This is a genomic window from Pseudonocardia humida (assembly GCF_023898865.1).
GTDB classification, from domain to species: Bacteria; Actinomycetota; Actinomycetes; order Mycobacteriales; family Pseudonocardiaceae; genus Pseudonocardia; species Pseudonocardia humida.
The window spans coordinates 85565-110287 of the sequence record NZ_JAGSOV010000064.1 but is presented as its reverse complement, the minus strand read 5'-3'; the positions used below and the strand labels follow the sequence as shown (position 1 = coordinate 110287).

Annotated in this window: 22 protein-coding genes and 2 pseudogenes; 16 read left to right on the top strand and 8 right to left on the bottom strand. The window is 73.0% G+C overall.

The features are described from left to right. The 11 genes and pseudogenes from KDL28_RS30635 to KDL28_RS42255 all read left to right on the top strand — a co-directional run. Positions 1–245, top strand: a pseudogene (locus tag KDL28_RS30635) (NADH-quinone oxidoreductase subunit NuoH); the annotation flags it as partial. Further along, positions 238–780, top strand: coding sequence for an NADH-quinone oxidoreductase subunit NuoI (gene nuoI / locus KDL28_RS30630; RefSeq protein ID WP_252444212.1), 543 nt, complete (start codon positions 238–240; stop codon positions 778–780). The pseudogene KDL28_RS30635 and the gene nuoI, both read left to right, overlap by 8 nt. A gap of 2 nt (positions 781–782) precedes the next feature. Next, positions 783–1739: an NADH-quinone oxidoreductase subunit J gene (locus KDL28_RS30625; RefSeq protein WP_252444214.1), complete on the top strand. Its 957-nt coding sequence runs from the start codon at positions 783–785 to the stop codon at positions 1737–1739. Further along, on the top strand, positions 1736–2035 hold the full coding sequence (gene nuoK, locus KDL28_RS30620; RefSeq protein WP_252444211.1) for an NADH-quinone oxidoreductase subunit NuoK: 300 nt from the start codon (positions 1736–1738) through the stop codon (positions 2033–2035). Before KDL28_RS30625 ends, nuoK begins: the two co-directional genes overlap by 4 nt. A gap of 110 nt (positions 2036–2145) precedes the next feature. Continuing rightward, on the top strand, positions 2146–4119 hold the full coding sequence (gene nuoL / locus KDL28_RS30615; protein WP_372497116.1) for an NADH-quinone oxidoreductase subunit L: 1974 nt from the start codon (positions 2146–2148) through the stop codon (positions 4117–4119). Further along, the gene (locus tag KDL28_RS30610; protein ID WP_252444209.1) at positions 4116–5723 is read left to right on the top strand and encodes an NADH-quinone oxidoreductase subunit M; all 1608 of its coding nucleotides are present in this window, start codon (positions 4116–4118) and stop codon (positions 5721–5723) included. Before nuoL ends, KDL28_RS30610 begins: the two co-directional genes overlap by 4 nt. Then, positions 5720–7327, top strand: a complete 1608-nt coding sequence (gene nuoN, locus KDL28_RS30605; RefSeq protein WP_252444208.1) for an NADH-quinone oxidoreductase subunit NuoN — start codon at positions 5720–5722, stop codon at positions 7325–7327. Before KDL28_RS30610 ends, nuoN begins: the two co-directional genes overlap by 4 nt. Positions 7328–7391: 64 nt before the next feature. After that, positions 7392–8333: a polyprenyl synthetase family protein gene (locus KDL28_RS30600; protein ID WP_252444207.1), complete on the top strand. Its 942-nt coding sequence runs from the start codon at positions 7392–7394 to the stop codon at positions 8331–8333. Between the two features lie 54 nt (positions 8334–8387). Continuing rightward, positions 8388–9155, top strand: a complete 768-nt coding sequence (locus KDL28_RS30595; RefSeq protein WP_252444206.1) for a hypothetical protein — start codon at positions 8388–8390, stop codon at positions 9153–9155. Between the two features lie 113 nt (positions 9156–9268). Continuing rightward, the gene (locus KDL28_RS30590; RefSeq protein WP_252444205.1) at positions 9269–10204 is read left to right on the top strand and encodes a zinc metalloprotease; all 936 of its coding nucleotides are present in this window, start codon (positions 9269–9271) and stop codon (positions 10202–10204) included. A 97-nt stretch (positions 10205–10301) separates the two neighbouring features. After that, positions 10302–10562 (top strand): annotated as a pseudogene (locus KDL28_RS42255) (toll/interleukin-1 receptor domain-containing protein); the annotation flags it as partial. A 198-nt stretch (positions 10563–10760) separates the two neighbouring features. Here the strand turns inward: KDL28_RS42255 and KDL28_RS30585 are convergent. The 3 genes from KDL28_RS30585 to KDL28_RS30575 all read right to left on the bottom strand — a co-directional run bounded on the left by KDL28_RS30585 (position 10761) and on the right by KDL28_RS30575 (position 14708). Beyond that, positions 10761–11840 (bottom strand): 2-oxoacid:ferredoxin oxidoreductase subunit beta, encoded by a 1080-nt coding sequence (locus KDL28_RS30585; RefSeq protein ID WP_252444204.1) that lies wholly within the window; start codon positions 11838–11840, stop codon positions 10761–10763. A gap of 73 nt (positions 11841–11913) precedes the next feature. Beyond that, a complete protein-coding gene (locus tag KDL28_RS30580; protein WP_252444203.1) occupies positions 11914–13794 on the bottom strand; it encodes a 2-oxoacid:acceptor oxidoreductase subunit alpha in 1881 nt (626 codons plus the stop codon). Positions 13795–13958: 164 nt separating this feature from the next. After that, complete coding sequence (locus KDL28_RS30575; protein WP_252444202.1) at positions 13959–14708, bottom strand: enoyl-CoA hydratase; 750 nt, start codon at positions 14706–14708, stop codon at positions 13959–13961. Positions 14709–14840: 132 nt separating this feature from the next. On the opposite strand from KDL28_RS30575, the gene htpX reads away from it, so the two are divergent. After that, entirely contained in the window at positions 14841–15698 is an 858-nt protein-coding gene (htpX, locus tag KDL28_RS30570; RefSeq protein WP_252444201.1) for a zinc metalloprotease HtpX, read from the top strand. Positions 15699–15701: 3 nt separating this feature from the next. Here htpX and KDL28_RS30565 read toward each other — a convergent pair whose 3' ends face one another. Further along, the gene (locus tag KDL28_RS30565) at positions 15702–16457 is read right to left on the bottom strand and encodes an SRPBCC family protein (protein ID WP_252444200.1); all 756 of its coding nucleotides are present in this window, start codon (positions 16455–16457) and stop codon (positions 15702–15704) included. Next, a complete protein-coding gene (locus KDL28_RS30560) occupies positions 16454–17044 on the bottom strand; it encodes an ArsR/SmtB family transcription factor (RefSeq protein WP_252444199.1) in 591 nt (196 codons plus the stop codon). The genes KDL28_RS30565 and KDL28_RS30560 overlap by 4 nt, the downstream gene beginning before the upstream one ends. Before the next feature lie 90 nt (positions 17045–17134). Between KDL28_RS30560 and KDL28_RS30555 the strand changes: the two genes are divergently transcribed. Further along, the gene (locus KDL28_RS30555; protein WP_252444198.1) at positions 17135–17962 is read left to right on the top strand and encodes a helix-turn-helix domain-containing protein; all 828 of its coding nucleotides are present in this window, start codon (positions 17135–17137) and stop codon (positions 17960–17962) included. A gap of 112 nt (positions 17963–18074) precedes the next feature. Beyond that, entirely contained in the window at positions 18075–18794 is a 720-nt protein-coding gene (locus tag KDL28_RS30550; protein WP_252444197.1) for an alpha/beta fold hydrolase, read from the top strand. Between the two features lie 1036 nt (positions 18795–19830). Here the strand turns inward: KDL28_RS30550 and KDL28_RS30545 are convergent. Then, positions 19831–20784 (bottom strand): NAD(P)-dependent alcohol dehydrogenase, encoded by a 954-nt coding sequence (locus tag KDL28_RS30545; RefSeq protein WP_252444196.1) that lies wholly within the window; start codon positions 20782–20784, stop codon positions 19831–19833. Positions 20785–21005: 221 nt separating this feature from the next. Between KDL28_RS30545 and KDL28_RS41755 the strand changes: the two genes are divergently transcribed. Further along, the gene (locus KDL28_RS41755) at positions 21006–22277 is read left to right on the top strand and encodes a sensor histidine kinase (protein ID WP_252444195.1); all 1272 of its coding nucleotides are present in this window, start codon (positions 21006–21008) and stop codon (positions 22275–22277) included. After that, entirely contained in the window at positions 22274–22933 is a 660-nt protein-coding gene (locus KDL28_RS30535) for a response regulator (RefSeq protein ID WP_252444194.1), read from the top strand. Before KDL28_RS41755 ends, KDL28_RS30535 begins: the two co-directional genes overlap by 4 nt. 100 nt (positions 22934–23033) lie before the next feature. Here the strand turns inward: KDL28_RS30535 and KDL28_RS30530 are convergent, their stop codons facing one another. Both KDL28_RS30530 and KDL28_RS30525 read right to left on the bottom strand, forming a co-directional pair. Then, entirely contained in the window at positions 23034–23990 is a 957-nt protein-coding gene (locus KDL28_RS30530) for a type II CAAX endopeptidase family protein (RefSeq protein ID WP_252444193.1), read from the bottom strand. A 104-nt stretch (positions 23991–24094) separates the two neighbouring features. Next, positions 24095–24664 (bottom strand): TetR/AcrR family transcriptional regulator, encoded by a 570-nt coding sequence (locus KDL28_RS30525; protein ID WP_252444192.1) that lies wholly within the window; start codon positions 24662–24664, stop codon positions 24095–24097. Between the last annotated feature and the right edge of the window lie 59 nt (positions 24665–24723).

Genomic DNA, 24723 nt, shown 5'->3' with positions numbered 1-24723 from the left:
CGCTGCTGGTGACGGTGGGGATCGTGCTGGTGGCGGTGTTGGTGATCGCGTTCCTGGTGCCGGAGCGCCGGGCCAGGGAGCAGACGATCGAGCTGGCCTCTGATTTCCCGGTGCCCCCGCTCGACCTCAAGGTCCCGACCAAGCCCGCGAAGCGCAAGCGCCGCGACCGCTCGGTCGGCACCGACCGCACGCGCGAGCCCGCACTCGCCAGCGGCGCACCCGCGAAGGAGAACGACGATGTTTGAGTTCTTCAAGGGCTTCGGCGTCACCTTCGGAACGATGTTCAAGAAGGTCGTCACCGAGGAGTACCCGGAGAACTTCCCGCCGGCCGCGCCCCGCTACCACGGGCGCCACCAGCTCAACCGCCACCCGGACGGCCTGGAGAAGTGCGTCGGCTGCGAGCTGTGCGCCTGGGCCTGCCCCGCCGACGCGATCTACGTCGAGGGCGGCGACAACACCGAGGAGGCGCGCTACTCGCCCGGTGAGCGCTACGGCGCGATCTACCAGATCAACTACCTGCGCTGCATCGGCTGCGGCCTGTGCATCGAGGCCTGCCCGACCCGCTCGCTGACGATGACCAACTTCTACGAGCTGGCCGACGACAACCGGCAGGACCTGATCTACACCAAGGAGCAGCTGCTCGCGCCGCTGCTGCAGGGCATGGAGCAGCCGCCGCACCCGATGCGCCTCGGCGAGACCGAGCAGGACTACTACGTCCAGGGCCCGACGCTGGCGCGCGCCGGCGCCGAGGGCGACCCGGTGGGGGAGCAGGTCAGGTGAACGTGCTCGACGTCCTCGCCCAGGCTCCGCCCGCTCCGGTCGACACGGTCACCACCGGCGAGGCGATCACCTTCTGGATCCTCGGCCCGCTGGCCCTGCTCGGCGCGCTGGGCACGGTGCTCGCCCGCAACGCGGTGCACTCGGCGCTGGCCCTGGCCGGCACGATGCTCTCGCTGGCGGTGTTCTACATCGTCCAGCAGGCCCCGTTCCTGGGCTTCGTGCAGATCATCGTCTACACCGGCGCGATCATGATGCTGTTCCTGTTCGTGCTGATGCTGGTCGGCCGGGACAGCTCCGACTCGGTCGTCGAGGTGCTGCGCGGCCAGCGGCTGGCCGCGCTCCTGCTCGGTCTCGGCCTCGCGGTGCTGCTGGTGGCCACGATCGGCCCCTCGCTCACCGCCGTGCAGTCGGTCGGCCTGGCCGCGGGCGACGCCGGCTCGAACGCCAACGTCACCGGCCTCGGCGCGCTGATCTTCACCGAGTACCTGTTCGCCTTCGAGCTCACCTCGGCGCTGCTGATCACCGCCGCGCTCGGCGCCATGGTGCTGGCCTTCGCCCAGACCCGGGCGCACGCCAAGCGCGGCCAGCGCGAGACGGTCGAGGCCCGCCTGCGCGGCGAGCACGACCGCATCTCCCCGCTGCCCGGCCCCGGCGTCTTCGCCACCGGCAACTCGGTGGCGGTGCCCGCGCTGCTGCCCGACGGCTCGATCGCGCCGGAGTCCATCTCGGCGATCATCGACGCCACCCCGGTCCAGGAGTCGGAGCCCCGGGCGCTGGACGCCCACGCCCTCACCGGCACCCCGTCCACCGGCCGCGGCCAGCAGGCCGTCGTCGACGCCCCCGGCGACGACGTCGACGGCGTCGCGGGCGCGCTGGCCGGCACCACCGGCCGCGGCGACGCGAGCGTCGGCGGTCGCGGCGACGGCCGCAACAGCGGCACCGAGGAGAACCAGCCGTGACCCCCACGTACTACCTGCTGCTCTCGGCGCTGCTGTTCGCCATCGGCGCGGTCGGCGTGCTCGTGCGCCGCAACGCGATCGTGGTGTTCATGTGCATCGAGCTGATGCTCAACGCGGTCAACCTGACCCTGGTGACCTTCGCCCGGATCAACGGCCGGCTCGACGGTCAGGTCATGGCGTTCTTCGTGATGGTCGTGGCGGCGGCCGAGGTCGTGGTCGGCCTGGCCATCATCATGTCGATCTTCCGCACCCGCCGGACGGCGTCGGTCGACGACGCCAACCTGCTGAAGTACTGAAGCCGTACTGAACTTCTGAGGAGCTCCCCGGTGCACCCCGTCCCCACCCCCCGCGCGGTCCGCCGGACCGCCGGCCAGAGCCCGTGCTGACCGCGGTCCCGCCGGTCGAGCTGCCCGAGATCGGCGGCGCTTCCGGCGCCGCGTCGCTGGCCTGGCTGCTGTTCGTGCTGCCCGCGCTGGGCGCGCTGGTGCTGTTCGTGGCCGGCCGCCGGGCGAACGCGTGGGGGCACTGGCTCGGCGTCGCCACGGTGCTGGCGTCGTTCGCCGTCGGGCTGGCGATCTTCTTCGAGACCCTGGGCCTCGACCCCGGGCAGCGCACGCGCGAGCTGCACCTGTTCGACTGGATGTCGGTCGGCTCGTTCACCGTCGACTTCGGCGTCCGGCTCGACCCGCTCTCGCTGACGTTCGTGCTGCTGATCACCGGTGTCGGATCGCTGATCCACATCTACTCGGTCGGCTACATGGCGCCCCACGACGGTGGCGACGACGACCACGCCGAGCCCGGCGGCGACTCGTCCCGGCGGCGGTTCTTCGCCCAGCTCAACCTGTTCGTCGCGGCGATGCTGGTGCTGGTCCTCGGCAACAACTTCGTGATGCTCTACCTCGGCTGGGAGGGCGTCGGCCTGGCGTCCTACCTGCTGATCGGCTTCTACCAGGACCGCCCCTCCGCGGCGACCGCGGCCAAGAAGGCCTTCCTGATGAACCGGGTCGGCGACGTCGGCCTGGCCATCGCGATCTTCCTGCTCTGGCTCGAGCTGGGCACCGTGCAGTACAGCGAGGTCTTCGAGCGGATCGGCGAGGTGGGCGCGCCCACGCTGGTGGCCATCACGGTCATGCTGCTGCTCGGGGCGTGCGGCAAGTCGGGCCAGTTCCCGCTGCAGGCCTGGCTCCCCGACGCGATGGAGGGCCCGACCCCGGTCTCGGCCCTGATCCACGCGGCGACGATGGTCACCGCCGGGGTCTACCTGATCGCCCGGTGCGGCCCGATCTACAACCTGACCGAGACCGGTCGCCTGGTCGTCACCCTGGTCGGCGTGGTCACCCTGCTCATCGGGGCGATCATCGGCTGCGCCTACGACGACATCAAGAAGGTGCTGGCCTACTCCACGGTCAGCCAGATCGGCTACATGTTCCTGGCCGTCGGGCTCGGCCCGGCCGGCTACGCGCTGGGCATCTTCCACCTGCTCACGCACGGCTTCTTCAAGGCGGGCCTGTTCCTGGGCGCCGGCTCGGTCATGCACGCCATGAACGACGACGTCGACATGCGCCGCTACGGCGGGCTGGCCAGGCACATGCCGATCACGTTCGTCACGTTCGGCCTCGGCTACCTGGCGCTGATCGGCTTCCCGTTGCTGTCGGGCTACTTCTCCAAGGACGCCATCATCGAGGCGGCGTTCGGCCAGGAGGGCTGGCAGGGCTGGGTGTACGGGGGCGCGGCCACGCTGGCCGCCGGGCTCACCGCCTTCTACATGACCCGCCTGGTGCTGATGACGTTCTTCGGCGAGAAGCGCTGGGAGAACCTGAAGTCCGACGACGGGCACGACTACCACCCGCACGAGTCGCCGGTCACCATGACCGCGCCGATGGTCGTACTGGCGCTCGGCTCGGTCGGGGCGGGCGCGGTCCTGTCCGGCATCGGGCTCACCGAGTGGCTGGCCCCCTCGCTGGGCGAGCTGCAGGAGTCCGACCACGGCGTGCTCCCGCACGCGGTCGTCCCGTGGTTGGTCGTGGGGATCTCCGCGCTGGGCGTGCTGATCGCCTACCTGGTCGTCGGCAGGCGCCCCACGCCGGTCGAGCGCCCGGAGCCGGTCTCCTTCCCGGTCCGCGCGGCCCGCCGCGACCTCTACGCCAACGCCATCAACGAGACCTTCATCGCCCGGCCGGGCACCTGGCTCTCCCGGGCCCTGGTCTACGTGGACAACCGCGGCGTCGACGGCGTGGTCAACGGGACGGCCGCCCTGCTGGGCGGAAGCTCCGGACGGCTGCGCAGGCTGCAGACCGGGTTCGTCCGCTCCTACGCGCTGTCGATCCTGGGCGGCTCCGTCCTGGTGATCGCGGCGATGCTGGCGGTGCGGTTCGCATGAACGGAGGCAACGTGCTGCTGCTCCTCCTGCTGCTGGTGCCGTTCGTCGGCGCGGTGGCGGTCGCCCCGCTGCGGGCCAACGACGCGCTGGCCAAGCAGGTCGCCATGGGCTTCGCCGCGGTTTCGCTGGTGCTCACCGCGCTGACCTGGTTCAGCTACTCGGTGGCCGACGCCGCGGGCGGCGCCCGGTTCCAGCTGGAGTTCGGCGTCGACTGGATCCCCGCCTTCGGCACCCGGTTCGCCTTCGGCGTCGACGGCATCGCGCTGGTGATGCTGGCGCTGATCGCGGTGCTGGTGCCGATCGTGATGGGCTTCTCGTGGGCCGAGAAGCTGCCGGAGGGCCGCACCGCGGCCGGGTTCTTCTCGCTGCTGCTGGCTACCCAGGGCACGCTGGTCGGGGTCTTCGCGGCCACCGACGTGTTCCTGTTCTACGTGTTCTTCGAGGCCATGCTGATCCCGATGTACTTCCTGATCGGGCGCTTCGGCGGCCCGCGCAGGCAGTACGCGGCGGTCAAGTTCTTCCTGTTCTCGCTGCTCGGCGGCCTGATCATGCTGGCCTCGGTGATCGGGCTGTTCGTGGTCAGCGGCGAGCGGCTGGGCCAGGGCACGTTCACCTGGGTCGACCTGCAGCGCATGGCCGCCTCGGTGCCCGAGTCCACCCAGATCTGGCTGTTCCTCGGCTTCTTCGCGGCCTTCGCGATCAAGGCGCCGCTGGTGCCGCTGCACACGTGGCTGCCCGACGCCGGTGCCGAGGCGCCGGTCGGGGCGGGCGTGCTGCTGGTCGGCGTGCTGGACAAGGTCGGCACGTTCGGCTTCCTGCGCTACTGCCTGCCGCTGTTCCCGGCCGCCTCGCAGACGCTGGCCCCGCTGGTGCTGACGCTGGCCGTGATCGGCGTGCTCTACGGCGCCCTGCTGGCCGTCGGGCAGACCGACATGAAGCGGTTCGTCGCCTACACCTCGATCGCCCACTTCGGGTTCATCGCGCTGGGCATCTTCTCGTTCTCCAGCCAGGCCCTCGCCGGCGCGGCGCTCTACATGGTCAACCACGGCATCTCGACCGGCATGCTGTTCATGGTGGTCGGCCTGCTGATCGCGCGCGGTGGCTCGCGCCTGGTCGACGACTACGGTGGCGTGCACAAGGTGGCGCCGCTGCTGGCCGGGGCGTTCCTGGTGGCCGGGCTCAGCTCGCTGGCCCTGCCCGGCACCAACTCGTTCGTCAGCGAGTTCCTGGTGCTGGTGGGCTCGTTCCCGCGCCAGCCGGTGTACACGATCCTGGCCACCGTCGGCATCATCTTCGCCGCGCTGTACGTGCTGTGGATGTACCAGCGCACCATGCAGGGCCCGCTGCGCGGCGCGGCCGTGCTCGGCGCCCTGGAGCGCGCGGGCGGGCCGGGCACCATGCTCGACCCGGCCGTGTCGGCCAAGAAGGGCGGCGCGGGCTTCCCCGACCTGAACGGGCGGGAGATCGCGGTGCTGACCCCGCTCATCGTGCTGATCCTGGTGCTCGGCTTCTTCCCCGGCCCGGTGCTCGACGTGATCGAGCCGTCGGTGGCGGCGACCATGACCGAAGTGGGTCTCGGCGACCCGGTGGGAGGACTGCGGTGAGCTTCATCGCGCAGGCGACGCCCCTGGAGGCGCCGCCGATCGACTACGGGGCCATCGCCCCGCTGCTCATCGTGCTCGGCATGGCCTGCATCTCGGTGCTGGTCGAGGCGTTCCTGCCGCGCCACCAGCGCTGGCCGGTCCAGGTGGCGCTCTCGCTGGTCACCCTGGTGGCCGCCGGACTGGCCCTCGGCCTCTACGCCGGCACCGGGCCCGACGGCATCACGACGCTGGCCGAGGCCATCGCCGTCGACCCGCCGACGCTGTTCCTGTGGGGCACGCTGCTGGCGCTGGCCCTGGGCAGCGTGCTGCTCATCGCCGACCGCTCGGTGGAGCCGGGCGGGGCCTTCCTGGCCTCCGCCGAGAGCCGGGCCGCGGTCGCCGCGGGCGGCGGCGGGCTCGGCGGCCGCCCCGGGAAGTCGGGCGAGGAGCGCGGGTACGGCTCGCCCGACCAGGCGCCCACCATGCAGACCGAGGTCTTCCCGTTCACGCTGTTCGCGCTCGGCGGGATGATGACCTTCGTCGCGGCCAACGACCTGCTGACGATGTTCATCGCGCTCGAGGTGCTGAGCCTGCCGCTGTACCTGATGTGCGGGCTCGCCCGGCGGCGCAGGCTGCTGTCGCAGGAGGCGGCGGTCAAGTACTTCCTGCTCGGCGCGTTCGCCTCGGCGTTCTTCCTCTACGGCCTGGCGCTCATCTACGGCTACGCCGGCACCGTGAAGTTCCCCGAGATCGCCGACGCCGTGGTCGCCTCGCCCATGTCCGACGCGTTGCTGCTGAGCGGGCTGGCCCTGCTGGTCGTCGGGCTGATGTTCAAGGGCTCGGTCGGCCCGTTCCACACCTGGACGCCCGACGTGTACCAGGGCGCCCCGACGCCGGTCACCGCGTTCATGGCGGCCTGCACCAAGGTCGCGGCGTTCGGCGGGATCCTGCGGGTGCTGCACGTCGCCTTCGGCGACTCCCGGTGGGAGTGGCGCGGGGTGCTGTGGGCCGTGGCCATCGCCTCGATGGCGATCGGTGCGGTGATCGGCCTGACCCAGACCGACGTCAAGCGGATGGTCGCGTACTCGTCGGTGGCCCACGCGGGTTTCCTGCTGCTGGGTGCGATGTCCATCACCGAGCAGGGCGTCTCGGGCACGCTGTTCTACCTGCTGGCCTACGGCTTCACCACGCTGGCGGTGTTCGGCGTGATCAGCCTCGTCCGCGACGCGGACGGCGAGGCGACGCACCTGTCGCAGTGGGCCGGGTTGGCCAAGCGCTCGCCGGTGCTCGCCGCGGTGATGACCTTCCTCCTGCTCGCCCTCGCCGGTATCCCGCTGACCAGCGGTTTCACCGCCAAGTTCGCGGTGTTCGCGGCGGCCCTGGAGGACGGGATGGCTCCGCTGGTGGTCATCGCGCTGATCGCCAGCGCGGTGGCGGCGTTCTTCTACATCCGGGTCATCGTGCTGATGTACTTCAGCGAACCGGCCGCGGACGGGCCCGCGGTCACCGTGCCGGGTGCCTTCACCACCGCGGCCATCACCCTCGGCGTCCTGATCACCCTGGTGCTTGGGATCGTCCCCACACTCGCTCTGGGCTGGGCCGGGGCCGGCGGCTTCGTAGGCTGAGAGCGTGTCCGTTAACGCGATCGCCGGTGTAGAGGTCGAAGACCCCCAACTGGCGGATACCCTCATGGTGGGTCTCGACCGGGTGGAGGACGTCCTGCACCGCGAGGTGCGGAGCGACTACACGTTCGTCGCCGAGACCTCCCTGCACCTGATCGACGCCGGCGGCAAGCGCTTCCGGCCGTTGTTCACCCTGCTCGCCGCGCAGACCGGGCCCCGCCCCGACTCGACGGACGTGGTCCGCGCGGCGGCCGTGGTGGAGCTGATCCACCTGGCCACGCTCTACCACGACGACGTGATGGACGCGGCCACCATGCGCCGGGGCGCGGAGAGCGCCAACTCCCGGTGGGACAACTCGGTGGCCATCCTCACCGGCGACTTCCTGTTCGCGCACGCGTCCCGGCTCGTCGCCGACCTCGGCCCGGAGGCCGTGCGGATCATCGCCGAGACGTTCGCCGAGCTGGTCACGGGCCAGATGCGGGAGACCAGGGGCCCGCGGCCCGGCGAGGACCGCGTCGCGCACTACCTGACGGTCATCGCCGAGAAGACCGGCTCGCTGATCGCCACCTCGGGTCGCTACGGCGGGATGTTCGCCGGCTGCCCGCCCGAGCAGGTGGCCTCCCTGCAGCGCTTCGGCGCCCTGATCGGCACCGCCTTCCAGATCTCCGACGACGTCATCGACATCGCGTCGCCGTCGGCGAGCTCGGGCAAGACCCAGGGCACCGACCTGCGCGAGGGCGTGCAGACCCTGCCGATGCTCTACGCGATCGAGGGCACCGACGAGGGCTCCGAGCGGCTGCGCAAGCTGCTCGCCCACCCGATCACCGACGACGCCGAGATCGCCGAGGCCCTGGAGCTGCTGCGCGCGGGCGACGGGGTGGCGCGCACCCGTGAGTTCCTGGCCGAGCAGGCCGCCGCGGCCCGCGACCAGCTCGTCGACCTGCCGCCGTGCCCGGCGACCGACGCGCTGGCCTCGCTGACGACGTACGTGGTCGACCGGACCGGCTGAGGACCGCTCCAGGATGTGGGGCGCAGCGTAGCTGCCGCCCTCGATCACCTGCTGGTGCCGTCCGACCCGGAGGTTCGGGAGACCGCGCTGAGGCCGGCCACCGACCGGCTCGTCGACTACGACCGCGCGTGGCCCTGGATCCGGGGCGCGAGCGCCGCGGGCGCAGCGGCCGGGGTGATCGGCGGGTTCTTCCTCCTGCCCCTGCTGTGGCTGGTCGGGTTGGCCGCGTACGTCGTCGCTCCCGTGCTGTTCCTGCGGCGCAGGACGCGGCGGCGGGTCTGCGCGCTGCGGACCCGCCTCCTCAACGCTCCGTGGTGGGTGCTCGCCCTGGTGACCGGAGTGCCCTTCGGCGTGGCGATGGGCGTTGTCGTCGGTGTGCGGGACGGGGACCTGCCCCTGGTCCTGTACACGGGTGCGGCCGCCGGTGTGTTCTTCGGGCTCCTCATGGGGGTCGTGCCGGCCCGGCAGAACCGGCGCGTCCGCGAGGCGATGGCGGTCGCGCCCCGGCAGGAGCCGGCCGTGCTGCGTGCGGTGGGGAAGGGGCCGGTGCCGACCGATCCCGCCGTGCGGGAGGCCGCCCTGCGGCTCGCGACCCTCCAGCACGAGCAGCTCGCTCGCTGGCGCATCCCGGGGCTGGTGCTGTTCGGGATGATCGCGGTGCTGGACGCGGTGGTGGCGATCATGAGCAACCCGTGGGTGTGGCTGTGGGTGGCGCTGTTCGTCGGCTTCGCGGCCCTGCAGTTGGTCGCGCCGCGCCGCGTGGAGCGCCGGATCGCGGTGCTGCGCGACGCCGGCCCGGCCGACCAGCACGCGCGGGGCTGACGACGGCTGCTCGGCGGTCGTCCACGCCGGCGGATCGGGTCCGCCGTTCGCCCGGTGGCCGGCGGCCGGTCGGCCGCTGCCCGCGGGGCGGGCCGGCACCTAGCGTGGCACCCATGGCTGACCGCCCGGTGTCGAGCGTCCGCAGGTGTGCCACTCCGATCGTCCACGAGCGCCTGCTGCGCACCGCGCCCGGCTACCGGGAGGCTCGCGAGCGCAGCGAGAACGCGGCCTGGGCCGGCGCCCGCGGCGCCGCGGCCCAGCGCCCCGGCGTCACGCAGATCCCGGTGGTGGTGCACGTCGTGCACAACACCCCCGAGCAGGACATCTCCGCCGAGCAGGTGCGGTCCCAGATCGTCGCTCTGACCGCCGACTACCGGGCCCGCAACGCCGACGTCGACCGGGTCCCGGAGCCCTTCGCGCCGCTGGTCGGCGACGCCCGCATCGAGTTCGCGCTGGCCACCGTCGACCCGGACGGCAACCCCACCGACGGCATCACCCGCACGGCGACCGGGGTCGCGGTCTTCGCCGACGACGACGCCGTCAAGTCCGCGGCCACCGGCGGCGCCGACCCCTGGCCCACCGACCGCTACCTCAACCTGTGGGTGGCGCCGCTGGTCGAGGGCCTGTTCGGGTACGCGCAGATGCCCGGGGGCCCGCCGGAGACCGACGGGGTCGTCGTCGCCTTCATCGCGTTCGGCACGGTCGGCACCGTGGCGCCGCCGTTCCACCTGGGCCGGGTGGCCACCCACGAGATCGGGCACTGGCTCAACCTGCTGCACATCTGGGGCGACGACGGCGACGGCTGCAACGGCACCGACTTCGTCGACGACACCCCCAACCAGGCGGGGTTCAACCTCGGCGAGCCGGAGTTCCCGCACATCACCTGCGACAACGGCCCGAACGGCGACATGTTCATGAACTACATGGACTTCGTCGACGACGTCGCGATGGTCATGTTCACCCAGGGCCAGGTGGCGCGGATGCAGGCCTGCCTGGACACCGACCGGCCGACGATCGGCGCCGAGGTCCCCGGCGGCCCACCTCCCTGAGCCGGGTCGGGGAGGCCGTCAGCGATCGTTCGTATCACGGCCGCGCGTCCCGGGCTCCCTGCCGAGCGAACAGCTCCGGCACGAGCCGAGGTCCGCCATGAAGATCTTCGTTTCGTGCAACCGGAAGGACCACGAGGCGGTGCGGCGCGTGGTCGCGATGGTGCACGCCCTCGGCCACCCCGACGTCTGGTTCGACCAGCACCTCGTGCCCGGCCAGACCTGGTGGTCGGAGATCTGCGAGCGGATCGCGACCGCCGACTGCGCGATCCTCGCGCTCTCGCCGGCCTACCCCCGGGCGGAAGCCCGTGCCACCGAGTGGCAGTACGCCGAAGCGGTCGGGACGCCGCTGCTGCCGGTCATCGTCGACGAGGTGAACCTCGGCGCGTCTTCGCCTTCCTCGACACCCTGCAGGTGCAGTTCTTCCCGCAGCTCTTCGATCGCTGACCGGCATCGCGACGATCCCGCCCCGAAGTCCGGGAAAGCCACGATGCCGCCCCCTGAGGGCAGCATCGTGGCTTTCCTGGACCGGGTGTTGCGCGGGTTGGGCGAGCGGGGCTCAGCCGCCGGCGACGGTCCACGTGTCGCGGCCGTTGAGCAGGCCCTGGAGGTCGGCCGACGGCGTGCGCTCCGTGGCCTCGGCGACCTGCGCCCGCGCCATGTCGTCGTAGGTGGGGCGGCTGACCTGGCGGAAGATGCCGGTGACCGTGTGGTTGAGGTCCTGGTCGGAGAGCCGTGACAGCGCCCACGACAGGTTCTGGTCGGTCTGGTCGTGCACGACCACCTGGGACTGGTCGATCTCGTCGGCCTTGGCCACGGTGAGCCCGAAGCCCTCCTGCACGACGGCGTACTCGCCGAGCCCGTCCTCGCCGGCCGGTCCGAAGCGGATCGGCTCGCCGTGGCGGACCGGGATCAGCCGCTGCTCCTTGGTCTCGGGCTTGCGCAGCACGTCGAACGAGCCGTCGTTGAAGATCGGGCAGTCCTGGAAGATCTCCACCAGGGCCGTGCCGCGGTGGGCGGCCGCGGCGTTGAGGACCTCGGTGAGGCCCTTGCGGTCGGAGTCGATGGCGCGCCCGACGAAGCTGGCCTCGGCGCCCAGGGCCACCGAGACCGGGTTGAACGGGTGGTCCAGCGAGCCCATCGGCGTCGACTTGGTGACCTTGCCGACCTCGCTGGTCGGCGAGTACTGGCCCTTGGTCAACCCGTAGATCCGGTTGTTGAACAGCAGGATCGTCATGTTGACGTTGCGGCGCAGCGCGTGGATCAGGTGGTTGCCGCCGATGGACAGCGCGTCGCCGTCGCCGGTGACGACCCAGACCGACAGGTCGGGGCGGGTGACGGCCAGGCCGGTGGCGATCGCCGGGGCGCGGCCGTGGATGGAGTGCATGCCGTAGGTGTCGAGGTAGTACGGGAAGCGGCTCGAGCAGCCGATCCCGGACACGAACACCGTGTTCTCGCGCTTGATCCCCAGTGTCGGCAGGAACGACCGGACCGCGGCCAGCACGGCGTAGTCGCCGCAGCCGGGGCACCAGCGCACCTCCTGGTCGGAGGTGAAGTCGGCCGGCCGCAACTTCTGGTCGGTCTTCGGGATGTCGTCCAGGCCGCCGAGCTGCGGCAGGCCCAGGTCGATGGCGGTCATGCCCACTCCTCGCTAGCGCTCGTCGCAGGCATGACCGGCGGTGCTGTGTTGGATGATGACCTCGCGAGCTCGGTCATGAGTGCACTCCCGTCAGGTACTCCAGGAAGAGGTCCTGGAGCTCCTCGGCCTTGAACGGCAGGCCGGAGACTGTGGTGTAGCTCTGCACGTCCACGAGGTATCGCGCGCGCAGCAGCATCGCGAGCTGGCCGAGGTTCATCTCGGGCACCAGCACCGTCCGGTAGCGGCCGAGCACGTCGCCCAGGTCGGCGGGCAACGGGTTCAGGTGCCGCAGGTGGGCCGTGGCGATCCGGTGGCCCATGCCGCGCACGCGGCGGGCCCCGGCGATGATCGGGCCGTAGGTGGAGCCCCAGCCGACGACGAGCACCTCCGCGTCGCCGGTCGGGTCCTCGACCTCGACGTCCGGCACGGTGATGCCGTCGATCTTGGCGCCGCGCAGCCGGACCATCCGGTCGTGGTTGGCCGGCTCGTAGGAGATGGAGCCGCGTCCGTCGGCCTTCTCCAGGCCGCCGATGCGGTGCTCCAGCCCCGCCGTGCCGGGGATCGCCCACGGACGGGCGAGGGTGTCGTCGTCGCGCAGGTAGGGCCAGAACTCACTGCCGTCGGGCGAGTTGCGCTCGGTGGCGAACCGCGGCTCGATGCTCGGCAGCGCGTCGGCGTCGGGCACCTTCCACGGCTCCGACCCGTTGGCCAGCGAGCCGTCCGACAGCAGCAGCACCGGCGTGCGGTAGGTGACCGCGATGCGCACGGCCTCCAGGGCCGCGTCGAAGCAGTCGCCGGGGGACCGCGGGGCCACGATCGGCACCGGGGCCTCGCCGTTGCGGCCGAACATGGCCTGCAGCAGGTCGGCCTGCTCGGTCTTGGTGGGCAGGCCGGTGGACGGGCCGCCGCGCTGCACGTCGACGATCAGCATCGGCAGCTCCAGGGCCACCGCGAGGCCGATCGTCTCGGACTTCAGCGCGAGACCGGGCCCCGACGTCGTGGTGACGCCGAGCGCGCCGCCGAACGCCGCGCCCAGCGCCGAGCCGACGCCGGAGATCTCGTCCTCGGCCTGGAACGTGGTGACGCCGAACGCCTTGTGCTTGCTCAGCTCGTGCAGGATGTCCGAGGCCGGGGTGATCGGGTACGAGCCGAGGAACACCGGCAGCCCGCTGACCCGCCCGGCCGCCACGATCCCGTAGGACAGCGCCGTGTTGCCGGTGATCTGGCGGTACGTGCCGACGTCCAGATTGGCCGGGGCCACCTCGTAGGTGACGGCGAAGGCCTCGGTCGTCTCGCCGTAGGCGTGCCCGGCCTTGAACGCCAGGATGTTGGCCTCGGCCAGGTCGGGGCGGCGGGCGAACTTCTCCCGCAGGAACCGCTCCGTGCCCTCGTGCGGCCGGTGGTACATCCACGACAGCAGCCCGAGCGCGAACATGTTCTTGGCCCGCTCGGCGTCCTTCTTGCTCAGGCCGGTCTCGGCCAGTGCGCCCTTCGTCAGCGTGGCCATGGCCACCGGGAACACCGAGAACCGCGCCAGCGAATCGTCCTCGAGGGGGTTGGCGTCGTAGCCGACCTTGGTGAGGTTGCGCTTGGTGAACTCGTCGGTGTTGACGATGATCACCCCGCCGGCCGGCAGGTCGCCGACGTTGGCCTTGAGCGCCGCCGGGTTCATCGCGACCAGGACGTCGGGCCGGTCGCCCGGGGTGACGATGTCGTAGTTCGCGAAGTGCAGCTGGAACGACGACACGCCGGGCAGGGTGCCGGCGGGGGCGCGGATCTCGGCGGGGAAGTTCGGCAGGGTGGACAGGTCGTTGCCGAAGGCTGCGGTCTCGGAGGTGAACCTGTCGCCGGTGAGCTGCATGCCGTCGCCGGAGTCACCGGCGAAGCGGATGACGACGCGGTCGCGGGAGACGACTTCCGACCGCTGCTCGACGGCGGTGTCGGACTGGGACATGAGGCGGTCTGTCCTCGATTCCGGGACGAGAATGGGCTTCCCTTCCGAGGTTAACTCCCCGGGTGACCAAGTGCCGCCTCACCCCGCGTGAGGTCACAGCGACCCGGTGCACCGCCCGTGTCGCGGCCCCCACCGGCGGTCACGGAAACGATCACTCAATCGGTTCAGCGGGAGCGGATCGAGGCCTGCAGCGCGGCCAGCCGCTGCCGGAACTCGTCGGAGCGCACCGATGCCGCCTGCGCCCGCACCTCGACCTCCACGGCCTGCTCCTGGGACGCCATGCCCGCGGTCAGCCGCATCGTCGCCTTCGTCGTCACCGCCAGGTCGCGCGGCAGTCCCGCCGCCCGCCCGGCCAGCTCGACGGCCGCGCCCAGCACGTCCTCGCTGACCCGGTGCACCAGCCCGATCCGCAGCGCCTCCTCGGCGTCGACGACGTCGCCGAACAGCGTGAGCGCGGCCGCGCCCTGGTAGCCCAGCACCCGCTGCGCCATCCAGGTGTAGCCGCCGCCCGGGTGCAGGCCCAGCGGCAGGAAGCGGGCGTCGAACCTGGCCCGCGGCCCGGCGAGGCGCAGGTCGCAGGCCAGCGCCAGGTTCAGCCCGGCGCCGACGGCGGCCCCGTTGACCGCGGCGATCGTGGGCAGCGGGCACTCGGCGACAGCCAGGAACCCCGAGTACACCCGCCGCAGCACCGCGGGGTCGGCGTCGGCCAGCTCGCCCAGGTCGCCGCCCGCGCAGAACGCCGGCTCCTCCCCGGTGACGACGATCGCGCCGACGCCGTCGTCGGCGACGCAGCGCTCCAGCGCCGCGACGAGCTTGCCGGACAGCTCCAGGTTCATCGCGTTGCGCCGTTCCGGGTTGGACACGGTGAGCACGGCGACGCGGTCGGTGATCTCGGTGCGGACGTCGGTGGCCATGCGGTGATCCTGCCGGGTCGGGGCCGGTCGTGGCGCGTCGCGCACGTCACGCCGGGCCCGGAACACCGCCCGTCCGTGGCTCGTTCCTGGGGTGGGGCCGGCAAAGAGGGCCCTGAAAGGACGGGACGGGCCGTGCACAGGCACATGAACGGACTGAAGACCGCGCTGCTCCTCGGCGGGATGACGGCGCTCGTGCTGCTCGTGGGATCGCTCTTCGGGCGCACCGGGCTGGTGGTCGCCGCGGTGGTCGCGCTGGGGATGAACGGCTACGCATTCCTCAACTCCGACAAGCTCGCCCTGCGGGCCATGCGCGCGCGGCCGGTGTCCGAGCTGGAGGCGCCGGTCGTGTACCGGATCGTGCGCGAGCTCTCGCGCAGGGCGCGCCAGCCGATGCCCCGGCTCTACCTCAGTCCGACCGCCGCGCCCAACGCGTTCGCCACCGGCCGCAGCCCCCGCCACGCCGCGGTGTGCGTCACGACCGGCCTGCTGGCCCTGCTCGACGAGCGGGAGCTGCGGGCGGTGCTCGGCCACGAGCTCTCCCACGTCTACAACCGCGACATCCTCATCTCCTCGGTGGCCGGGGCGCTGGCCTCGATGGTCAGCGTGCTGGCCAACCTGGCGATGTTCGCCGGGCTGTTCGGCGGCGACGACGACCGCCCCAACCCGGTCGCCCTGCTGCTGGTCGCGCTGCTCGGGCCCGTCGCCGCGGCCGTGGTGCAGATGGGGGTGAGCCGCTCGCGGGAGTTCCAGGCCGACGCGAGCGGGGCCGAGCTCACCGGCGACCCGCTCGCGCTGGCCTCCGCGCTGGCCAAGCTGGAGGTGGGCACGCAGCGCGCCCCGCTGGCGCCCGAGCCGCGGCTGACGGCCCAGTCGCACCTGATGATCGCCAGCCCGTTCCGCGCGGGCGACTCGATGACCAGGCTGTTCTCCACGCACCCGCCCATCGAGGAGCGCATCCGCCGGCTGCGCCTGCTCGCCTCCCGGCCCTGACCGTCAGGTCCGCGCGGGCTGCGGGAACAGCTCGGCCAGCCAGGCGTCCCAGGCCTTGGTGAGGGTCTCGGTGTCCACGGGCTCGCCGTAGAAGTAGTGGTAGGCGCTGACCCCGCAGCCGGCGTCGCCCTCGGCGCCGATGCGGTGCAGGCCGTGCGCGGAGCGGACGCCGAGGAACTCGGGCGTGGACACGTCGACCACCCCGGTGAGCTCCTGCGGGCCGGTCAACGCCACCCGCTCGCCGACCGCGGGGTGGCCGTCGAGCCCGAGTCCGCGGTGCAGCACCGGCCACACCTGCTCCTGGGAGCCGGGCGCCATGACCATGCTGACGACGTTGTGCACCGGCTGCCCCGCGAAGTGCTCCAGGTAGGAGCGCAGGTTCTCGAAGAACAGCGACCAGCCCTTGTCGAAGGAGTCGTACTCGTCCTCCCAGTGCTCGCCGGCGAAGCCGCTCTGGACGAACCGCAGCACCGCGCCGCCGCCGTCACGGCCCTCGACCAGGAACTCGAAGGCGACGTCGGGCGAGTCGCCGGGGCGCTGTTCGGCGTAGCCGAAGCGCCGGCCCGGCTCCCAGGCGCTCACCCTGCCGGTTCCGGTGAAGGCGCCCCCGAACGACGCCTTCACCGCGCCGCCCTCGCGCTGCTCCACCTCGTGCGGGACGAACCAGGTCGAGATGCCCGGTCCGGTGGCGATCAGGTCCCAGACCTGCTCGGGGGACGCGTCGAGCTCGTAGGACTTCTCCAGCTTGCGCTCGGTCACGACTCTTCCTCTCGGTGGATGGGGTGCACCGCGACGACGACGCGGTGCGGACGGCCGCTCGGGGCGGACTCGTCGTGGTACTTGCTCACGAGCCGGGTGACGGCGTCGGCGAGCTCCTCGGCGAACGCGGCCCGGTCGGCCGCCGTCGCGAAGCGGACCTCGCCGTCGGCGGCGAAGGTCGCGACCCGCTTGCCGACCGCCGTGGCGCCGACCAGCAGCGCCCCGACCTCGCGGACGGTCCGCGCGGCCACGGCGATCAGCCAGCGGGCCGAGAGCCGGTCGGGCGCGCGGCCGGGGTCGGGGGCGAGGGAGCCCAGCGTGGCGGGGGAGATGACGTAGCTGGCCGCGCTGGCCCGCATCACGCGCTCGGTCATGTTGCCGCGCCTGCGCTCCTCGACGAGCTCGACGAGGCCGTGCTCGGCCAGTACCCGCAGGTGGTAGTTGATCTTCTGGCGGGGGATGCCGACCCGTGCGGCGAGCCCGCTCGCCGAGGCGGGCTCGACCAGCTCGGCGAGCAGTCGGGCCCGCATCGGGTCGAGGGAGGCCTCGGCGGCCGCGGCTTGGTCGATCACTCCCAGCTCCTGCATGGACCAACGATCTCACCGACAAGAAAATTTGTCAACGAGTGGCCGGACGCCGTCACGACCGCTGTCGGTGCCGAGCGGCATCCTGGACGGATGACCGGCTCGGATGTCTCCACGACCAGCGAGTACGGGGTCCTGGGCGTGCGCGACGTCGACTTCTCGCTCGACCGCTACCCGCCATCGGCCGACCTCGCCGCGCTCGTCGAGCGGCACTGGCTGGTGTCGTGGGAGCTGCCGCCGGGCCGGGAGGCCTCGGTGACCCTGCTGCCGCACCCGTGCGTCAACCTCGTACTCGACGCCGCCCGCCTCACCGTCGCCGGCGTCGGCCGCGACCGCTTCACCTACGTCTACCGCGGGCGGGGCCGCGTGTTCGGCGTGAAGTTCCGCCCCGGCGGCTTCCTGCCGTTCCTGGGCCGCCCGCTGGCCGACATCACCGGCGCCGCGTTCCCGGCCGAGCGGCTCTGGGGCCCGCCCGCCACCACGCTCGCCGCCCGCCTGCACGCCGCCCCCGCCGTCGACGAACTGGTCGGATCGGCCGAGGCCTTCCTGCGGGAGCGCTGGCCCCCGCACGACCCGCAGGTCGAGTACGTGGGGCGCATCGTGGCCACGCTCCTGCACGACCGCACCATCGCCCGGGTCGACGACGTCACCGAGCGCTTCAACATCGCCCCGCGCACCCTGCAGCGGCTGTTCGCGCGGTACGTCGGCGTGAGCCCGAAGTGGGTGCTGCGGCGCTACCGGCTGCACGAGGCCGCCGCGGTGCTCGACCGCGAGCAGCACCGCCCGTGGTCCGAGGTGGCCGCCGAGCTCGGCTACTTCGACCAGTCCCACTTCATCCGCGACTTCACCGCGGCCATCGGGATGACCCCGGTCGCCTACGCGCAGGCCTGCCGGCGCAGGCAGGCCCCGGTCCGCGCCTGAGTGCCGGTGCGCGCGGCCCGATCCCGACAACGGCGTATTCGTCTGACAAGCCTGACCGAACGCGCCATTCGGACCACTGCCCGCGCCTCCGATCATCGGCCATGCTGGCGCCATGACGGATGTGCGGGTGCGCCGGGGCGGCCGCGGAGGCCCCACGGTGCTGCTGTTGCACGGCCTCGGCGCCACCGGCGAGGTCTGGAACGGGCTGACGGCCCTGCTCCCCGGGGCCTGGGTCGCCCCCGACCTGCCCGGCCACGGCGGCTCCGCGCCGCTGGCCGACTACACCTTCGCCGACGTGGCCGCGGCCGTCGCCGACCTCGTCGACCCCGGGGGCACGGTGGTGCTCGGCCACTCCTTCGGCGGCGTCGTGGGCCTGCACCTGGCCCACCGACCCGGCGTCCGCGCCGTCGTCGGCCTCGGCATCAAGGTCGCCTGGACCCCCGACGAACTGGCCAGGGCCGCCGCCCTGGCCGCCCGCGAACCCGCCCGCTTCGACAGCCGAGCCGCCGCGGTGGCCCGCCACCTGCGCCTGGCCGGCCTGGACGGCCTGGTCCACCCCGACTCACCCGAGGCCGGGGCGGGCGTGCTGGAGGAGGCCGACGGACGCTGGCGCCCCGCGCTCGACCACCGCGCCTTCGGCGTCGGTGAGCCGAAGGTCGCGGCGCTCGTCGCCGCGAGCCCGGTGCCGGTGCTGCTGGCCCGCGGCGAACACGACCCGATGGTCACCACGGCCCAACTGGCCGAGATCGTCGCCGACCCGGTCGACCTGCCAGGCCTGGGCCACAACGCCCACGTCGAGGACCCCGCCGCGGTGCGCGACCTGCTGCCGTAGCCCTGCTCCCCGGCGCTGGTTGAGCACGGCCCCCCAGTCGGCGCGAGCGAACGGCGCCCTCGCCCAACGAGGCTGGGCTCTCGCCCAAGGAGACTGGCCCGCCGCGCCACTCGCTCGCCGGACGGGACGAGAGTCGCGCTCGCTCCACCGGACGCAGCGAGAGTCGCACTCGCTCCAGGAAAGTCGCTCTCGCCCAACGAGGGCGGGGCGGACGCGCCGCTCGCTTGCGGTGGGACGAGAGTCGCGCTCGCTCCCCAGGACGCAACGGAAGTCGCGTTCGCTCCGCCGGGTGCAACGAGAGCCGCGCTCGCGTCCCGGTGAGGCGGCGCGCAGCGCCGCGAGCCGGGGCGAGCCCGAGGGGGCGCGTAGCGCCCACCTCACCCCCGGAAGTGCTCCCCTGCCGTCGCCTCGGCGCGCACGGCGCAGCGCCTCCGGCGCCGGCCCGCACCCCGCCACGTGTCCGGAGCCGCGGACGGCGCAGCGCAGCGGAGCCGGAGAGCGGCGTTGACCGGCGCCCGCGGTAGCGGGTGGTGGTGGGGTGTGGGTCGGTGACGGAGGTGCTTCGATGGGCGGGTCGAGGTGGCGGCAGGGGAGCACTTCCCACCCCCTGCTGGAGCTGAGGACGCCCGCCGCGGAGGCGCCGCCGGAGGCGCCCTGAACAGTGACTGTCCTGGGCGACGCGCCCAGCTCCGGACCCGGGAAAGGCGGCGCCTGCGCGGCGGGCGACCTCGGATCGAGCAGGGGTGCGGCCCCTGCCGTCACGTCGACCCGCCCAGGGTTGCACGCCCGGAAAGACCCCCGCACGGTTGGCATTCACGGGCTGCGGCTGGGAGCGGAGGGTGCGGGGGCCTTCCGGGCGTGCACGCTGTGCGTGCCGACGTGACGGCAGGGGCCTCGGGAGGGGTGTGGGCGCCTCGCGCCCACCCAGGGCTCCCGCCTTCGGCGCTCACCCCGCCCCGCCGGACGAGAGCCACTCTCGTAAGCCCAGAGCGAGAGCCACTCGCTCAACCCCGACGGACCCCGCCCACGGCGGAGGTCAAGCGACCTCGACGACCACCTTGCCGAGCGAACGGCCCTCGCCCACGTGGGCGAGTGCCTGCGGTACCTCGTCGAGCGGGAACGTGCGATCGATGTGGATCCGGACCTCGCCGGCCACGCACCGCTCAGCGAGGGGCGCGAAGTGCTCAGGCCCTGGCTTCACCATCAGGACTCCGAGCCGGCGACCGGTCAGCAGCCCCAGGGCGGTGCCTATGGTCAGCACGCGGACCAGGGTGCGCGTGGTGCCACCGACGCAGAGGTAGCGTCCCCCGCGCGCAAGGGCACGGCGGTAGGCGAAGACCGAGCGGCGGGCGACCAGGTCGAGCACCAGGTCCTGCGGCTCGCCGCGGGTGAAGTCGTGCGTGCGGTAGTCGAGCACCTCGTCGGCGCCCAACGAGCGCATGAAGTCCAGCTTGTCGCCGTTGTCGACGGCGGTCACGTGGGCGCCGGCCCGCTTGGCGAGTTGGATCGCGAACGAGCCCGAGCCGCCGCCCGCCCCGTTGACCAGCACCTGCCTGCCCGGCCCTGCGGTCGCCGTGCCCTGCCAGGCGATCGGGCCGGCCTGCGGGATCGTCGAGGCCTCGGCGAAGGACAGCGCGGCGGGCTTGTGCGCCAGCGCAGCGGCAGGAGCGACGGCGTACTCCGCGAAGCCGCCCTTGAGCGCCAGGTTGTCGCCGTACACCTCATCGCCGACGGCGAAGCCGGTGACGTCCGGTCCGATCGCCTGGACCCAGCCGGCGATGTCGGAGCCGAGTACCGGGCGCGCCGGCGTGCGCAGGCCACCGAGGCGGGAGTAGAGCGGACTCCCCCGCAGGGTCTCCCAGTCCGACAGGTTCACCGACGTCGCGGCGACCCGGACCAGCAGCTGACCCCGCCCCGGCGACGGCACCGGCACCTCCTCGACCCGCAGCACCGAGGGCGGGCCGTAGCGGTCGTGGACGACCGCCCTCACGACGACCCGCCCCTCGCCCCGACACGGCCACCGCGCACGCCCGCAGCCTACGACCCGACCGGGCGACACCGCGATCACGGCCTCGCCTCCTCGTGCGGGAACCGCGGGCGGCGGACGTCCGGGCGATGTCGGCCTCCCCGTGCCGTACCGGATGATGGGGACCGGGCGCAGCGCGATGCGGACGCACCGCCCGCCGGCGAGCAGCACCGCGGAGGTCGACCGTGTCCCGACCCGCGCAGGCGCGCCGCCGGCGCGCCCCGCTCCACCCGGTGGCCGCGCTGGTTTCCGGGCTGGTCGCGATCGGCATGCTGCTCGTCCTGCCGACCGCCACGGCCTCGGAGCCCGAGCCCGGCCCTCCCCCCGTCGGCGGTGCGGGGTGGTGGACCGTGGTCGCGGTGCTGGTGCTGCAGGCCATGGCGGTGGTCTGGGGCGGCCGGTTCCCCACGGCGGTCCTCGCGGGGCTGGCCGCCGCGCCGCTGCTGCTGGCCTGGGCGGTCCCGGGCGGGGCGTTCAGCCTGTCCCTCGTCGCCCTGCTCACCGGGGTGTTCCTCGCCGTGGCCGCCCGCCCGCCCCGCCGGGTGTGGGTCGCGCTGGCGGTGACCGCGCTGCTGGTGGCGACCGCGCAGGTCGTCAACGAGGTCCGCTCCGGCGCACCGGACGTCGGCACGGCGGTCGCCTGGGCGCTGGCGCAGGGGCTCGTCGTCGTCGGGCTGCCCCTGCTGTTCGGGCTCGTCGTCGCGGCCCAGCGGGACGCGCGCGAGGCCCGCCACCACGAGGTGCAGGCGCTGCGGCGCGAGCAGGACGCGCTGCTGCAGGCCGCGGTGTCGCGGGAGCGCATGGCGATGTCGCGGGAGCTGCACGACATCGCCGCCCACCACATGTCCGGCATCGCGCTGATGGCCGCGGCGATGGACCGCCAGATCGACACCGACCCCGCCACGGCGAGGCGGTCGGCGCGCCAGGTGCGCGAGCAGAGCCGGGCCGTGCTGGACGACCTGCGGCGGCTGGTCGGCCTGCTGCGCGAGGACGCCGACGCCACCCGGCCGGTGGAGAGCCTCGACGCCCTGTCCGCGCTCGTCGAGAACCGCCGGGCGACGGGAGCCGAGATCGACCTCGTCCTGCCCGGGGGGAGCGCGGCGCACGGCGCGGGCGCGGGCCCGCTCGCCCAGCTCGTCGTGTACCGGATGGTGCAGGAGTCGCTGGCCAACGCCGCGGTGCACGCCCCGGGTGCGCGGTGCGCGGTCGAGGTCGGCGAGCCGCGCGACGGCCGGCTCACGGTCACCGTGCGCAACGGCGCTCCCACCGGGCCCGACCCGGGGCCCGGCAGCGGGTTCGGGCTGCTCGGCATGGCCGAGCGGGCCCAGCTGATCGGCGCCGACCTGTCCTACGGGGCCACCCCGGACGGCGGCTGGGAGGTGGGGCTGACGCTCCCGGTCGAGGACGACGTCACTACGATCCGATCGCCCGCGACGCTCCCGGAGGCCCCCGCGTGATCCGCGTTCTCATCGCCGACGACCAGCACCTGGTCCGCGCCGGCCTGTCGGCGCTGCTGGGCGCCGAGGACGACATCGAGGTCGTCGGCGTGGCGCGGGACGGGACCGAGGCGCTGGCGATGGCCCGCGACATGCGGCCCGACGTCGCCTGCCTCGACATCCGGATGCCCGGCCGCAACGGCATCGAGGTCGCCCGCGAGCTCTGCGCTCCCGACGCCGACCCGCAGGTGCCGGTCCTCGTGCTGACGACGTTCGACCTCGACGACTACGTCTTCGGCGCGCTGGAGGCCGGGGCGTCGGGGTTCCTGCTCAAGGACGCGCCGCCGGAGGCGATCGGGCACGCCGTCCGCCAGGTCGCCGCCGGCCGCGGCACCATCGACCAGACGCTCACCCGCCGCATCCTGCAGGAGTTCGTGCACCGCCGCCGCCTGCAGCCGGTGACGGCCCGGCGCGCGGAGGACCTGCTCACCCCCCGGGAGCAGGAGATCCTGCTGCTGCTCGCGCAGGGCATGTCGAACGACGACATCGCCCGGGCCCTCGTCGTCGAGGTGTCGACGGTGAAGTCGCACCTGGCCCGGATGCTGCCCAAGCTGGGCGTGCAGTCCCGGCTGCAGGCGGTCGTCTGGGCCTACCAGAACCACGTCGTCACCGTCTGAGTGCGAAGCGTTCCCCGCAGGGGCCGCGCCGGAGGCGCCTCGACAACACCGTGCCCGGGCCGACGGGCTGAGCGCGGCGCCCGACGCCGGGGACCGGGCCTCACCTCCGGGCGGTCGGCTCGGCGGCGTCCGGCACCCGGTACCCCAGCCGCCCGCGCGTCCCGATCAGGACGAGCACGCAGGCGACGACCGCGCCGCCCGCCAAGGCGTAGTACGCCCCGGCCACGTCGATCGTCGGGAACACCTCCGACCAGACGATCGAGGCGAAGTTGTTCACGCTGACGTGCAGCAGCATCGCCAGCGGCAGGCTCTCGCCGGTGCGGTTGAACACCCACGTCATGACGACGTTGAAGGCGATGCAGAACACGGTGAAGGCCACCGGCCGGGTCCAGTCCGCCTCCGGCCAGCCGCCCCACTCGGTGAGGAACAGCGGGAAGTGCCAGACCGCCCAGAGCGGGCCCAGGATCATCGTGCCCGCCAGCGGTCCGAAGCGGCGCTGCATGCGGGGCAGCGCGAAGTCGCGCCAGCCCGGCTCCTCGGCGAGACCGGTCGTGATCATCTGGATGAGCAGGCCCGGGACGTAGGCGGCGACGATCATCATCGACGGGGCGCTGATCCGCCCGCCGGAGTAGACGAACCCGGTGGCCAGCATGGCCGCGGGAACCCCGAGCAGGGTGATCGCGTACCAGTGCCAGCGCACCCGCCAGCGCCACATCCGCCCGAGCCAGCGCCGCAACCCGGGCCGCCCGTCGGCGACGGCGGTGACGAACAGCGCCGAGGCGATCGGGCCGAGGTAGGCCCCGGGCAGCATCCCCGCGATCTGGCTCCCGCCCGGGGCGTCGTCGAAGTTGTAGGCCCAGATCCCCAGCCCGTTCTGCGACAGGATGTAGGGCGTCCAGGCCAACCAGCTCATCAGGTTGGCCAGCACGAAGAAGCTGAGCAGCGGGTGGCGCCGCACCGGTCCGAGCACTCCCCCGCGCCGCTCGGGCCGACCTGGTGGCGGGACCAGCCGCGTTCCGACCGTGGGTTGGTCCCAGTTGTTGTCCGAGATCGTCATGGGTCGAAGTCTGGGATCCGGCGGAGCCCGTCACGAGATGCGAAGGATCGAAGGATCCCGATGCAATCGAAAGGTGCAGGGAGGTCGGAGCCGGTCCCGCCGGTCTACTCGGCGGCCAGGCCCCGGACGAGGACGTCGACGGCGAGGTCCCGGCCACCGGGCCGGTCGCCGAGGTGGGCGACCGTCGCCAGGAGGCCGTGCAGCAGCGCGATGACGTGCTCCCGATCGGCGTCGGCCCGGACGACGCCGTCGGCGTGGGCGCGCGCCAGCAGGTGATCGACGCCGCGCTCGAAGCGGGTCAGCAGCTCCTGCGAGGACTCGTCGGCCGAGACCGGCGACACGTGGACCACGAGCGCCGGGTCGCATCCGGCGCGCGCGACCGATCCGAGGAAGTCCCGCACCGCCTGGGCGGTGTCCGGCGTCGCGCCGGCCTGTTCGGCGAACTCGACGAGGTGGACCAGCCGGTCCACGGCGAGTGCGGCCAGCAGGTCCTCGCGAGCCGGGAAGTGGCGGTACAGGGTCGCCACGCCGACCCCCGCGCGGGCGGCCAGCGCATGCATCCCGGGCACGGAACCCTCCTCGGCGTACATGGCGTCGAGCGCGCGCAGGATCGCCTCGCGGCTGCGCGCCGCGTCCTTGCGCATGGTCCTCGTGTCCGCGCCACCGCTGCCCATGGTCCCGAAGCATAGCTGGACGATTCCGTCCGCTTCGCGCTATGGTGGCGAGCGAAACG